This window comes from Actinoplanes sp. CA-142083, from assembly GCF_050942195.1.
In the GTDB taxonomy this organism is placed as follows: Bacteria; Actinomycetota; Actinomycetes; order Mycobacteriales; family Micromonosporaceae; genus Actinoplanes.
On record NZ_CP192076.1, the window covers coordinates 5,835,335 to 5,847,826 of the forward strand.

Below are 12,492 nucleotides of genomic sequence, written 5' to 3' on the forward strand. Positions count from 1 at the left end.
GCGGCTAGGTACCGGCAAGACCCGATAACATCCCGGAATGCACGAGAACCGGCCCGGCACGGCGCGCGAGCGACTCCTCGCGGCGGCGCTCGACCTGTTCGCCGAGCACGGGGTGAGCGGCACGTCGCTGCAGATGATCGCCGACCGGCTCGGCGTGACGAAGGCGGCCGTCTACCACCAGTTCCCGACCAAGGACGAGATCGTGCTCGCCGTCATCGACCCGGCGCTGGAGCGGCTCGAGCCGATCGCCGAGCACGCCGAGGCGCAGCGCGGCCACACGGCCCGGCGCGACACGGTGCTGGCCGGCGTCGTCGACCTGGTGGTGGAGTACCGGCGGGTGTCATCGACGCTGAGCTTCGACCCGGTGGTGGTGCGCCTGGTGCGCTCGCATCACGCGCTGCGGTCGCTGCAACGGATCCGGCGGCTGCTCGGCGGCACCGCGCCCGACCCCGGCAGCCGGGTGCGCATGGCGGTGCTGAGCGGCGGGCTGATCATGGCGGGCGCCGACCCGGCGGTGGCCGGCCTCGACGACGAGGACTTCCGCGACCACCTGCTGGCCGCGGCGCGACGCATTCTCCGGGGTTGACGAAAGCATTAAGCTCGCGCGGTGCGCCGCATAGCCCCGTGGCTGATCGCCATCGCCTTCTACGGCCTGCTGGCCCCGCTCGGGCTCGCCGACATCGACAACGGCTGGCAGGGCTGGGCGCTCCCGGTCCTCACCGCGGTGCTGTGCATCGTGCCGCTTATCGTCGCGCACGAGGGCGGCCACCTCCTCGCCGCGCTCCTGCTGCGGATGCCGGTGGCCGGCGTCCGGATCCGGTTCCCCGACGCCTCTTTCGTACGGGTCAGCCTTCCGCCGGCCGCGCGCGCTCCGCGGTTGCGGTTCGTGCTCCTGCACCTCGCCGGCCCGTTGGTGAACATCGCCCTGGCGTACGGCCTCTACCGCTACGCCGTGCGGGACGACATCTCCGACCTGACTCGGAGCTGCGCGCTGACCGTCGCGTTCCTCAGCATCGTGATGGGCATCGGCAACCTGCTGCCCCACCGCGACAGATCCGGCCTGCACAGCGACGGCGCCCAGATCTGGCGCTGGATCGCCCAGCCCACGACCAAGCCGGACGAAAGGACCGCCGGCGTCAAGGACGAGACCATCGGCGACGCGGACCTCGACGCCTTCATCGAAGCCGCCCCGAACGTGTCCTACCGCGTGGCCGGCGTCTACCTCCGGCTGCGGCGCACGCTCGGCCTGACCGCCGGCGACCCGCCGCCCACAGTGGACAATTTCACGATCGGGCAGGCCGCGGCCGCCGACTACGAGTTCCTGCGCGTCCACGTCCTCGGTCCCGGCGCCACGCCCGCGATGCTCGACGGCATCGCCCCGATGCTCGCGCTCATCCCCGGGCTGGGCGAGCTGCACCGCGTCACGGCCGGCGGCACGACCCCCGATCCGGCGGCCCTGGCCCGGGTCGCCCAGGTGCGGCGGGCCATCTCGACCCGCCCCGTCACCCTGCAGCGGCGGCTCGTCGGGGCCATCGGCGACCTCCTCGAAGACCGCCCGGCCGAGGCCCGCAGCGCGCTGGCGGAGGTGGCGCCGTCGGCCGGGACGGACGTCGCGTGGGCCCTGATCCTGCGCGCCGTCGCCGAATCCATGCTGGGCAACCACGCCGAGGCCGACCGGACGATCGACGCGCTCCGCCGGGCCCACAACGCGCAGGACGCGTCCGGCGAAGACCTGCTGCCGCCGGTCTTCGCCGAGATCCTGGCCGCTACCTCTCCCGGCGCCGCCCGGCCCGCAGCACCGTGAGGTAGCGGCGGGCGGCCCGGTCGCCCATGCGGGTGCGGATGCGCTCAGCGATCGCGTCCAGCAGCGGCTCGCGAACCGAAGGGTCGAGCTTGCGGTACAGCGACGTCGAGCTCAGATGGTCGGCGAAACCCCGGCCGTCGAACCACTGGACGGTCGGATACCAGTGGACGACGGGCTCTTCGAAGAAACTTGCGTCCCAGACCTGCTCGATGGCACGTGCCTCCTCCTCCAGGGGCGGGTGACCCCAGCCGGGGTTGCCGGGCGAAAATTTCTCGTGCAGGTCGGCGGTCTCGGCGTACATCTCCGGCTCGTCGGCGCGGCGCACCACCATGTGCCCGAGCAGCGCCAGCCAGCCTCCCGGGAGCAGCAGCTCGTGCGCGCGCAGCCACCCGACTGCGGGGTCGACCCAGTGCCACGACGAGGCGGCGACGATCGCGTCGAACCGTACGCCATGGTCGTCCCAAGCCTCGAAGGACGACTGTTCGATGTGGACGCTGCCGAGCGCGGCGAGGCGGTCACGGGCGAGCGCCGCCATCTCGGGCCCGGGCTCGAGTGCGGTCACCTCGCAGCCGAGCGCCGCCAGCGAGCGCGTCGCCTGGCCGGTGCCGGCGCCCACCTCGAGCACCGGCGAGCCGGGGCCGATGCCGCTCAGGCCGGCCAGATCGGTGAACAGATCGTCGGGATATCCGGGCCGGACCCGGTCGTAGAGCTCGGGGACCTCGTTGAACACGAGCCCGAGTTGAGATCGTTCCACCGGGTCAGAGTAACGACTCCACCGCGCCGAGTAACTCGACATCCGCGCCGAGGGCGGCCGGGCGCACGGTGATCGCGGCCGCCGCGGCCGGAGCGCAGTGCCGCTGCACCGACTCGCGGATGCCATCGACCACATAGGACCCGGCCTCGATGAAGCGCCCGCCCACCACGACGATCGACGGATTAAGAGCATTGCAGAGCGGTGCGATCGTACGGCCGATGAGCCGCCCGGCGTCGAGCAGAGCGCGCTGGGCCGGCCGGTCGCCGCCGGTCACCAGATCGAGCAGCTGCTCCTCGTCGGGCGGGCCGCCGCCCAGCGGCAGGAAGTAGCGCGGCGACAGGTAGGTCGCCAGGCAGCCGCGGCTGCCGCAGATGCAGAGCGGCCCGACCTCGCGCACGTTGAGGTTGTTCCCGGCATTGACGGGTACGCCGAGGACGGCGGCCACCTCTTCGGCCGGCGAGAAGTCCGCGAACATCGGGAGCACCCCGCGCGGCCCGAACCGTCCCGTCACCGGGTGCACGGGCGCGGGCACGCTGATCGCCGCGGCCTTCAGCGACGAGAGGGCGTGGCCGTTCTCGGCGAGCAGATCGCGCACCAGCTCGCCCCCGGCCCGCACATCCGGTCGCGCGCTCAGCGTCAGCTCGACCGGGCGGAACGCGCGGTACTTCTCCACCCCGGCGAGGTCGGTGACGATCGCCCGGATCCCGTCGGCGCCGATCGCCAGGCCGGCGAGCAGCCCGTCGCCGACGGCCAGCCGGAAGTGCGGGGAGGGCCGTCCCGACCGGTTCTCGCCGGCCGGCGGCGGGCACTCCTCGACCACGTTGTCGCGGGCCAGGCCGGCGAGCAGCTCCGTGACGGCGGCCCGCGGCAGCTTGGTGAGGCGGGCGATGTCGCTGCGGGCGAGCACGCCCCGGTTTCGCAGCAACGAGGTGACGGTTTCGCGCCGGGTGTCGCGCGGGATCCCGCGCCCGATCGCGGTGGCGTGCAGGGCCGAAGTGACCGCGCCGAGCAGCGTGGCCCGGCCGCCCAGCGCCCCGGCCCGGATCCGCAGGGCCTCGGCCGGCGCCGACCAGCTCGGCGGCGAGTTCTGCCCGAGCTGGTGGTGCAGCTGGTCACCGAGGGGCGGGTGAGCGAGGAGCGCATCGACGTCTCGGCCCGGCGCATCTTGCGGGACAAGTTCCGGCTCGGCCTGTTCGACACCCGGCGCTACGTCGACCCGGCGGCCGCCGCCACGATCGCGGGCTCACCGAGTTTCGTGGCGGCCGGGCTCTCCGCGCAGCGCAAGTCGATCGTCGTGCTCGCCGACCGGCCGTCCGGCGCCGACACCCCGACCCTGCCCCTGGCCGAGGGAATCGCGGTCTATCTCGACGGCGTCGACCCGGCAGTTGCCGCGCGGTACGCGAAAGTTGTCGCGACACCCGACGAGGCGGAGGCGGCGATCGTGCGGCGGTCCGCGCCCTACGAGAAGCGCACGCACGGCTTCGAGTCGTTCTTCCACGCGGGCCGGCTGGATTTCCCGGCCGACGAGCTTTCGCCGCTTGCGCTGAGCGGCAAGCTGCCGACCGTGGTGGACGTGCTGCTCGACCGGCCCGCCGTGCTGACGCCGCTGGCCGAGCGGGTGGCGGCGCTGACGGGAAGTTTCGGCGCGGGTGACGAGGCGTTGCTCGACATTCTCTTCGGCAAGTTTCCGTCGTCGGGGACGCTGCCTTTCGAGCTGCCGTCGTCGATGGCCGAGGTCGAGGCGGCACGGGAGGACGTGCCCAACGACACGGCGACGCCGCTCTACCCGTACGCCCATGGTCTGAGCATTTAGGTTGTTTTTGGGGGGCGCGGAGAGCGCCCCCCTTCAGCTGGCCCCGGCCGCGACCGAAGCCAACGGAGACCCCTTCCGTCCGCTTGCTCGCGAAAGGCGCTTGATGAGTACCGCTACCGAACTGCCCACCAAGGCCGCGCCCACGGCCACTGCCGGCGCCGGCGGCTCCGGTCGCTGGTGGGCCCTGGTCGTCCTGGCGATGGCCCAGCTCATGGTGGTCCTGGACGCCACGATCGTGAACATCGCCCTGCCCACGGCGCAGCACGACCTCGGCTTCTCCGACGCCTCGCGGCAGTGGGTCGTCACCGGGTACGCCCTCGCGTTCGGCAGCCTCCTGCTGCTCGGCGGACGGCTCTCCGACTTCTTCGGCCGCAAGCGGATGTTCATCATCGGCCTGATCGGTTTCGCGCTCGCCTCCGCCCTCGGCGGCGCCGCGAACGGCCTCGAGATGCTGATCGTCGCCCGCTGCCTGCAGGGTGCGTTCGGCGCGGTGCTGGCCCCGGCCGCGCTGTCGCTGCTGTCGACCACCTTCACCGACCCCAAGGACCGCGGCAAGGCGTTCGGCATCTTCGGCGCCATCTCCGGCGCCGGCGGTGCGGTCGGCCTGCTGCTGGGCGGCGTGCTGACCGAGTACGCGTCGTGGCGCTGGTGCCTCTACGTCAACCTGCTGATCGCCGCGATCGCGGTGGCCGGCGCCATGCTGAAGCTGGCCGACGAGCCGGTGGGTGTCCGCAACAAGCTCGACATCCCGGGCGTCATCACCGCCGTGCTCGGTCTGGTCGGCCTGGTCTTCGGGCTCGGCAAGGTCGAGACCGACGGCTGGCACTCCGCCTCCGCGCTGGTCCCGATGATCGCGGGCGTCGTCATCCTGATCGCCTTCGTCGTGATCGAGACCCGGGTCGCGCACCCGCTGCTGCCGCTGCGCGTCGTCCTCGACCGCAACCGGGGCGGCTCGTACGCCTCGATCGCGATCGCCGGCGCGGGCATGTTCGGCATCTTCCTGTTCCTGACCTACTACCTGACCGTCTTCCTGAAGTTCACGCCGATCCAGACCGGCCTCGCGTTCCTGCCGATGCTCGCCGCCATCATGACCTCGGCGACGCTGGCCGGCTCGATCCTCACGCCGCGCGTCGGGCCCCGCCCGCTCGTGCCCGTGGGCGCGCTGATCGCGGCCGGCGGCATGGCCTTCATGACCCGCCTCGATCTCGACTCGCACTACGCGTCGGGCGTCCTGCCCGGCCTGCTGATCATCGGCCTCGGCCTCGGCCTGGTCTTCGCGCCCACGCAGAACGCCGCCACCAGCGGCGTCGAGCACCGCGACGCCGGCGTCGCCTCGGCGATGATCAACACCGTGCAGCAGATCGGCGGCTCGATCGGCACCGCGCTGCTCAGCTCGTTCGCCGCTTCGGCGGCCACGAACTACGCGGAGAGCCACGCGCCGTCGGCGATGCTGCAGGCGCAGGCGCAGCTGTCCAGCTACCACACGGTGTTCTGGTGGTCGTGCGGCTTCTTCGTGCTGGCGGCCGCCGTCGCGGCCCTGCTGTTCCGCAGCGGCCCGCTGGACGTGGACCCGGACGCCCCGAAGGCGATGGCCCACTGAGTCTCCCGTCGCTCCGCCCCGGTCGTGCCCTCCGGCACGGCCGGGGCTTTTGCGTGTCGCCGCTCAGAAGACGACGACTACCTTGTCGGTCGCGCCCGGCGTGGCCGCGAGCTCGATCGCCCGCGCGGCCTCCTCGAACGGCAGCCGGTCGCTGATGATGTGCTGATACAGCCGCCAGTCCGCGACGATCGAGTCGGTCACCTCGAAGATCTCGGTCGGATACCCCATCGACAGCCGGATGTCCGGCTCGTTGACCAGCATCGCCTGGAAGTCCAGCGGAACCGGCTTCTTGTGCACGCCGACCACCGACAGCACGCCGCCGCGCCGCAGCGAGTCGAGCGCCGTCGTGATCACCGCCGGCGCGCCCGCGGCGTCGATCGCGACGTCGGTCTGCGGCCGATCCGGGCCGTGCTGGAAACCGGGCTCCGAGCCGTGCAGCTCCCGCAGCCGCGCGACCACGTCCTCCTCGGCCGAGTTGATCACCGCGTCCGCCCCGACCAGCAGCGCCTTCTCCAGCCGGTTGGCCACGATGTCGATAACCACGACGTGCTCGGCGCCCTTCGCCTTCAGCCCGATCGCCGCGCCCAGCCCGACCGGGCCCGCGCCGAAGACGACGGCTTTCGTTCCCTTGCCCGCGCCCGAGCGGTTGACCCCGTGGAACGCCACCGCCATCGGCTCGTTGAGCGCGGCCACCTCCCACGGCACCTCGGCCGGGATGACGCGAAAGTGCACGCCCGCCACCGCGTCCTTGAGCACGACAGTTTCCGAAAGTCCGCCCTGCGCCCCGCCGCTGCCGATGATCCCGTCGGCCGCCGCCATCGGATTGATCACCACGTGGTCGCCCACGGCCGCCCCGGTCACCTCCGCGCCGACCGAGGCGACCTCGCCCGCCGGCTCGTGCCCCAGCGGCGTCGCGCCCTGCCGTGGCGGGATGCCACCGATCTGCGTGTAGAACACGTCCGAACCGCAAATGCCACAAGCCTTGACGCGTACGACGAGGTCACGCGGACCCGCGTCGGGGGCCGGCACGTCCAGCATCTCGGTCTTCCCCGGCGCCGTGATCACCAGGCTCTTCATGGGTCCTCCCACTAATTCGGATTAGTGGCTAAGCTAGCTCGTGAGCAGGAAGGATGTCCAGGATGAGTGCGCGCCGCACAACGATGCGCGACGTGGCGAGGGCGAGCGGCGTCTCCCCCGCCACGGTGAGCTTCGTGATGAACGACGCCCCCGACCAGACCATCTCCGAGGCGACGCGCGAGCGGGTGCGCCGGGCCGCTGCCGAGCTGGGCTATCGGGCCCACCCGATCGCCCGCGCCCTGCGCGAGGGCACGTCACGGGTGGTCGTGCTCGACGTCGGCGGCCTGCCCCGCGACCGGGTCCTGGAAAGTTTCGCCGACGGCATGGAATCGGAGCTGTCCGCCGCCGGCTACGCGCTGCTGGTCTCGTATTCGCGCCGGTCCCGCCGAGCCCAGATCGAGGCGGTCAACCCGCGCGCCGTCATCGACCTGCCGTCCCTGTACGCCCGGCCCGGCGCCATCGCCGACGGCGGCTGGGTGGACGGCATGGCGTCGCACTACCTGACGCAGATCGAGTTCCTGCACGGCCTGGGCCATCGGGAGCTCGCGGTGGCGGTTCCCGCCCGGCCCGACCGCTTCATGCGCCTCATGACGTCGTATGTCGTGCGCGCCACCGAGGCCCTGGACATGCCCGCGCCGCGGATGCTGCCCGTAGCCGGCGAGGCGGCCACCCTGGCAGCGGTGCGCGACCTCCTCGGCGGGTCGACGGCGGTGGCCGCCCTCACCGACGGGCTGGCTCTGGCGGTGCTGGCGGCCCTGCACGACGTCGGAGCGTCCGTTCCCGGCGACCTGGCCGTGATCGGCTGGGGCGACAGCGCCGAGGCGGCCCGCTGGCGCCCGGCGTTGACGTCGGTGCGGATCGACGCCGCCGCGTACGGACGACGGCTGGCCCGCCAGGCCCTCGACCTGCCCGCCGACGACACGAAGCCGGCCGCGACCCGGGTGATCCGCCGCGCTACGACGTAAGCAGGAACTCGGCCGAGCGCCGCACGACCGGCCGGATCGCCTGAGTGTCGAGCTCCGGGAACATGTGGCTCGCACCCGGGATCAGGTCGACCTCGACCGAGCCGCCGGCCGCCCGCAACGCCTCCGCGAGACGCTCGCTCTGCCGTGCCGGCACCGCCACGTCCGCCGTCCCGTGCACCAGCAGGAACGGCGGCGCCCCGGGCCGGACATGGCTGACCGGGCTCGCCGCGAGCGCCAGCTCCGGCCGCTCGTCGAGGGCCGCGCCGATCAGCTGCCCCTCCCGCGAGGTGGCGCTGCGATCGCCCGCGCCGCCGACGGCCGCGATGTCCTTGGAGAGCGCGTCGAAGTCGGTAGGCGGATACCAGCACACCGCCGCCGCGATCGGCACCGGCTGGGTGAGCGCCGCGATGGCCGCGAGCTGACCGCCGGCCGAGGCGCCCCACACGACGGTCCGCGAGCATCCGTGGCCGGCGGTGGCGAGAAACTCCAGCGCCACCGCCACGTCCGACGACTGCGCCGGATACACGGCCTCGCCGCTCAATCGGTAGTCGACGGCCGCCACCGCGATCCCCATCGACGCCAGCAGGTCGAAGAAGCCGGCCGCCGGCTCCTCCCGCCGGCTGCCGACCCGCCAGCCGCCGCCGTGCAGATACACGCACAGCGTGGTCGCGCCCGCCGGCACGGAAAGGTCGAGCGAAAGGGGGCGGAAACCCGGCACCCGCGCGTAGACGAACTCGCTCATGCGACTGCGGGCGCCTTGTGGAACCGGCCCGCCTGCATGATGACGCGCAAGTTTCCGGAATCCTGCAGAATCCGTACGTCGTCGGCGGGGTTGCCCTTGACCACGAGCACGTCGGCGACCCATCCGGGCTTGAGCATCCCGATGTCGCCCATGTCCAGGAGCTGCCCGCCGAGCTGGGTCACCGCCGTCAGGGCCTCCAGTGGGGAGTAGCCGAGCTCGTCGACGAACAGCTGCAGGTCGCGCGCGTTGCGGCCGATCGGGTTGTTGGGGAAGCCGTAGTCGCCGCCGGGCAGGGCGCGGATGCCCCGCCGCCGGATCTCGGGGTAGACCGCCCGCATGCCGTCGAGCGCCGCCACCGAGCCCATCTTCTCGGCCACCTCGCGCGTGATGCCGAAGTCGGCACCCTCGTAGACATTCGCGAAAATGATGCCGGGCGCGGGCGAGACAAAGACCGTGTCCTTCACCGACTCGAGGAGGTCGAGCGCTTCCTCGTCGGCGTAGGTGCAGTGGTAGATCGAGCGGAACCCGGCCTTCACCGCGATCTTCACCGACTCGGCCGACTGGGCGTGGCAGTTCAGCCAGACTCCCGCCTCGCGGGCGGCGGCGCCGGCCGCCATCGCCTCCTCGAGGGTGTACTGCGTGATCTGCGAGCCGCCCTCGATGAACACGTCGTCGTTGCTGAGCAGGAACTTGACGCTGTCGTAGCCCTGGGCCGCCATGGCGTGCACCCATTTCGCGCACGCCTCGGGGCCCTGCCAGTCCGGCTCGACGTGCCCGTCGGGGCGTACGGGATGGTTGTCTCTTTCCATGCTGGCCGCGCGCATGCGCGGGCCCGGCACCGCACCTGCCTTGATCTTGTCGCGCAGGATGATCTCGACCGGCATGGGCAGCAGCGAGCCAGCCGAATAGGCCGAGGTGAAGCCGGCGTCGAGAAGGATCGCGGCGTTTCTTTCCGCGCGGGCGAGCTCACTTTCCATGCCCTCGATGTGGTGGAAGAACGAAACATCGAGCGGCGGGTTGAACGACGGGTCGATGTGCCCGACCGCCGACGGGAAGGTCAGGTGCGCGTGCGACTCGATCATGCCGGGCATGACCGTGCAGCCACTGGCGTCGAACACCTGGTCCTCGCCATGATCGTCCTGCCATCCGGCACGCACCTCGACCACGCGGTCACCGTCGACGACCACCTCGCCCGGCGCGGGGGCGGCGCCGCTGCCGTCGAAGACCAGTCCTTTGGTGAAGACCGTGCGCGTCATCGGGGTTCTCACTTTCACCAGCCGAGAATGACTTTCCAGTGCGTGTCACCCGAGTGTTTCCGCTCCGGACGCCGGTGTCAATGGTCACACCAGCGCTTGCGCTTCTCACTCTGCGAAAGTAACTTCCATTCCTATGGTCGAGTATCGAGTGGAGGCGCTGGCCAAGGGCCTGCGGATCCTGTCGCTCTTCACCGAGCAGCGGCCGGCCTGGCGGGTCAGCGACATCGCGCCGGCGGTGGGCATGCCGCTGCCGACCGTGTATCGCGTGGTCATGACGCTGACCGCCGAGGGCTATCTCGATCACTTGCCGAACGGCGACTACCGGCCGGCCGTCCGCGTGCTCACCCTCGGGACGGCCGCGCTGCGCGGTCTCGACCTGGTTTCCGCGGCTACACCGCGTCTTCAGCAGCTGGCCGCGGCCACCGGCGAAACCGTGAACCTCGCGGTCCTGACCGGGGATCGCGTCCTCTATCTCGTGCGGCTGCGCAACTCCGACCTGGTGACCGCGAACATTCAGGTCGGCTCCACGCTGCCCGCCGTGCACACGTCGATCGGCAAGCTGTTGCTGGCCTACGACACCGACTTGACTGTTATTTCCGACAAGTCGTTTGAATTCAACCACGGCCCGAACGCGAAACTTTCCCTCGACGAGTTGCGCGACGAGCTCACGAAAATTCGCAACGACGGGTGGGCGATGCAGGACGAAGAACTGGCGCACGGGCTGCGGTCGGTCGCCGCCCCCGTGCGCGACGCGGACGGCACGGTCGTGGCCGGCGCGAACCTGGCCGTGCAGTCCCGCGACTGGTCCAGCCAGCGAATAGTCCGCGAGCTGCGCCCGCTGGTCACCGAGGCCTGCGCCGACATCTCCGCGATCCTGGGTTTCGCCGCATGACCGCGCGCCTGCCCGGCCTTCGGCCCGGCGACCTGTCGCCCGCGCAACTTTCCGTCTACGAGGCGATCGCCGGCGGCCCTCGCGCCAACGGTCCTTTCGCGCTCGTCGACGAGAACGGCGCCCTGCACGGCCCGTTCAACGCGATGCTTCTGCAACCCGAGCTGGGTGCGGCGCTACAGGCTCTCGGAGGCGCGATTCGCTACCGTACGGCGCTGGACGCGCGCGCCCGCGAGATCGCCACGCTGACCGTGGCCCGCGCCTGGGACAGCGCCTTCGAGCGGCACGCCCACGAGGCCGTGGCCCGCTCGATCGGCATGTCGGAGGCCGAGGTGACCGCCCTGCGCACCGGCGAGGCTTCAGTCTTCACCGACCCGCGCGAGCGCCTGATCTTCGACCTCAGCACGGCCCTGGCCGCCCGCCAGGATCTCACCGACGACGAGTACGCCGCGGCCGTCGGCGTCCTCGGCCAGCCGGCCGTCTTCGAGCTGACCACGCTGGTCGGCTACTACGCGACGCTGGCCCTGCAGCTACGCGTCTTCCGCGTCCAGGTGCCCGGTGTCACTGAAGGCGGCTAGCGTCGGCGGCCGGCCCGTCTCCCATTGCACCACGGTGATCCGATCGGCAACCAAATCGCACACGTGCCGCGAGGCCCAGTACGGCCTGTAAAGCAGCGGCGAGATCTCGTCACGCCCGCCGTGCGGCAGGCCGGACCGGCGGGCGGTCGAGGGACGCCAGCAGGGCCAGCTTGTCGGCGCTGCTCGTGCCCGGCTCGGCGTGGTAGACGACCAGGATCTGGTCTTTCGCGCCGCCGACGACAAGTTTCTCGCGGCGGACCGTGAGCTCGCCGACCTGCGGGTGCTGAATCCTCGTCGGGCGGCCCTCGCGGCCCTGCACGTCGTGGCGCGCCCACAGCTGGCGGAACCGTTCGCTCGCCAGCGAAAGCTCCCCGACCAGCTGGACGAAGCGCGGGTCGTCGGTGTCGTTGCCGACCGATTCGCGAAAGCCGGCGACGAGCGTCATCGTGTCCTGCTCCCACTCGGGGTAGAGGGCGTGTTCGGCCGGGTCGAGGAAAACCGCGCGCATCCGGTTCTCGCCCACCCGCAAGTTGGGAGACAGCGCCGCCGCGAGATCGTTCGCCGCGAGCACGTCGAAGTAGCGGCCCTCGACGAACGCGGGCAGGCCGATCACCTGGAGCAGCTGGCGGATCCCGGCCGGCACGGTTTCCCGCCGGGGCCGCGGGGCGCGCTTGGGTTTCGGCGCGGAGATGGAGATCAGGTAGTCGGCGGCGTCCTCGTCGAGCCGCAGGACGCGGGCGAGACTTTCCAGCACCTGGACCGACGGGTTGCGGTCGCGTCCCTGCTCGAGCCGCAGGTAGTACTCGCTGCTGATGCCCGCGAGCATGGCGACCTCCTCGCGGCGCAGCCCGGCGACGCGGCGGGTGCCGGTGACCCGTACGCCGGCGTCCTCCGGCCGCACGAGGGCGCGCCTCGCTCGCAGGAAGTCGCCGATCAGGTTGTCGCTCATGAGACCACGGTAATCGCGGCCGCCGTCGTCATCCTGTCCCTGCCACTCCCAGTATCGACAGGGCA

Annotated in this window: 13 protein-coding genes; 7 read left to right on the plus strand and 6 right to left on the minus strand. The window is 71.6% G+C overall.

From position 1 onward, the window contains the following. The first annotated feature begins 37 nt into the window (after nucleotides 1-37). Both ACQPZX_RS26810 and ACQPZX_RS26815 read left to right on the plus strand, forming a co-directional pair. Entirely contained in the window at nucleotides 38-586 is a 549-nt protein-coding gene (locus tag ACQPZX_RS26810; RefSeq protein ID WP_433360483.1) for a TetR/AcrR family transcriptional regulator, read from the plus strand. A gap of 21 nt (nucleotides 587-607) precedes the next feature. Further along, nucleotides 608-1,804, plus strand: coding sequence for a hypothetical protein (locus tag ACQPZX_RS26815; RefSeq protein WP_433360486.1), 1,197 nt, complete (start codon nucleotides 608-610; stop codon nucleotides 1,802-1,804). On the opposite strand, the gene ACQPZX_RS26820 is transcribed toward ACQPZX_RS26815, so the two are convergent. Further along, nucleotides 1,767-2,558 carry a class I SAM-dependent methyltransferase gene (locus ACQPZX_RS26820; protein ID WP_433360489.1) on the minus strand — a complete coding sequence of 264 codons (792 nt, stop codon included), beginning with the start codon at nucleotides 2,556-2,558 and terminating at the stop codon, nucleotides 1,767-1,769. The genes ACQPZX_RS26815 and ACQPZX_RS26820 overlap by 38 nt on opposite strands. A gap of 4 nt (nucleotides 2,559-2,562) precedes the next feature. Further along, entirely contained in the window at nucleotides 2,563-3,483 is a 921-nt protein-coding gene (locus tag ACQPZX_RS26825; protein ID WP_433360492.1) for an ROK family protein, read from the minus strand. 57 nt (nucleotides 3,484-3,540) lie between these two features. On the opposite strand from ACQPZX_RS26825, the gene ACQPZX_RS26830 reads away from it, so the two are divergent. Both ACQPZX_RS26830 and ACQPZX_RS26835 read left to right on the plus strand, forming a co-directional pair. Continuing rightward, a complete protein-coding gene (locus ACQPZX_RS26830; protein ID WP_433360495.1) occupies nucleotides 3,541-4,371 on the plus strand; it encodes a glycoside hydrolase family 3 C-terminal domain-containing protein in 831 nt (276 codons plus the stop codon). Nucleotides 4,372-4,474: 103 nt separating this feature from the next. Further along, nucleotides 4,475-5,971, plus strand: a complete 1,497-nt coding sequence (locus tag ACQPZX_RS26835; RefSeq protein WP_433360498.1) for a DHA2 family efflux MFS transporter permease subunit — start codon at nucleotides 4,475-4,477, stop codon at nucleotides 5,969-5,971. A 63-nt stretch (nucleotides 5,972-6,034) separates the two neighbouring features. Here ACQPZX_RS26835 and ACQPZX_RS26840 read toward each other — a convergent pair whose 3' ends face one another. Then, nucleotides 6,035-7,048: a zinc-dependent alcohol dehydrogenase gene (locus ACQPZX_RS26840; RefSeq protein WP_433360501.1), complete on the minus strand. Its 1,014-nt coding sequence runs from the start codon at nucleotides 7,046-7,048 to the stop codon at nucleotides 6,035-6,037. Between the two features lie 62 nt (nucleotides 7,049-7,110). Here ACQPZX_RS26840 and ACQPZX_RS26845 point away from each other — a divergent pair, with 62 nt between their 5' ends. After that, nucleotides 7,111-8,013 carry a LacI family DNA-binding transcriptional regulator gene (locus tag ACQPZX_RS26845; RefSeq protein ID WP_433360503.1) on the plus strand — a complete coding sequence of 301 codons (903 nt, stop codon included), beginning with the start codon at nucleotides 7,111-7,113 and terminating at the stop codon, nucleotides 8,011-8,013. Here ACQPZX_RS26845 and ACQPZX_RS26850 read toward each other — a convergent pair. Continuing rightward, complete coding sequence (locus ACQPZX_RS26850) at nucleotides 8,003-8,755, minus strand: alpha/beta fold hydrolase (RefSeq protein WP_433360506.1); 753 nt, start codon at nucleotides 8,753-8,755, stop codon at nucleotides 8,003-8,005. The two genes, ACQPZX_RS26845 and ACQPZX_RS26850, sit on opposite strands and share 11 nt — an antisense overlap. Beyond that, a complete protein-coding gene (locus ACQPZX_RS26855; RefSeq protein ID WP_433360509.1) occupies nucleotides 8,752-10,029 on the minus strand; it encodes an amidohydrolase family protein in 1,278 nt (425 codons plus the stop codon). The genes ACQPZX_RS26850 and ACQPZX_RS26855 overlap by 4 nt, the downstream gene beginning before the upstream one ends. A 115-nt stretch (nucleotides 10,030-10,144) precedes the next feature. On the opposite strand from ACQPZX_RS26855, the gene ACQPZX_RS26860 reads away from it, so the two are divergent. Both ACQPZX_RS26860 and ACQPZX_RS26865 read left to right on the plus strand, forming a co-directional pair. Further along, nucleotides 10,145-10,903, plus strand: coding sequence for an IclR family transcriptional regulator (locus ACQPZX_RS26860; RefSeq protein WP_433360512.1), 759 nt, complete (start codon nucleotides 10,145-10,147; stop codon nucleotides 10,901-10,903). Next, nucleotides 10,900-11,478, plus strand: a complete 579-nt coding sequence (locus ACQPZX_RS26865; protein WP_433360515.1) for a carboxymuconolactone decarboxylase family protein — start codon at nucleotides 10,900-10,902, stop codon at nucleotides 11,476-11,478. The genes ACQPZX_RS26860 and ACQPZX_RS26865 overlap by 4 nt, the downstream gene beginning before the upstream one ends. A gap of 109 nt (nucleotides 11,479-11,587) precedes the next feature. On the opposite strand, the gene ACQPZX_RS26870 is transcribed toward ACQPZX_RS26865, so the two are convergent. Further along, entirely contained in the window at nucleotides 11,588-12,427 is an 840-nt protein-coding gene (locus tag ACQPZX_RS26870; RefSeq protein ID WP_433360519.1) for a helix-turn-helix domain-containing protein, read from the minus strand. Nucleotides 12,428-12,492: the final 65 nt, after the last annotated feature.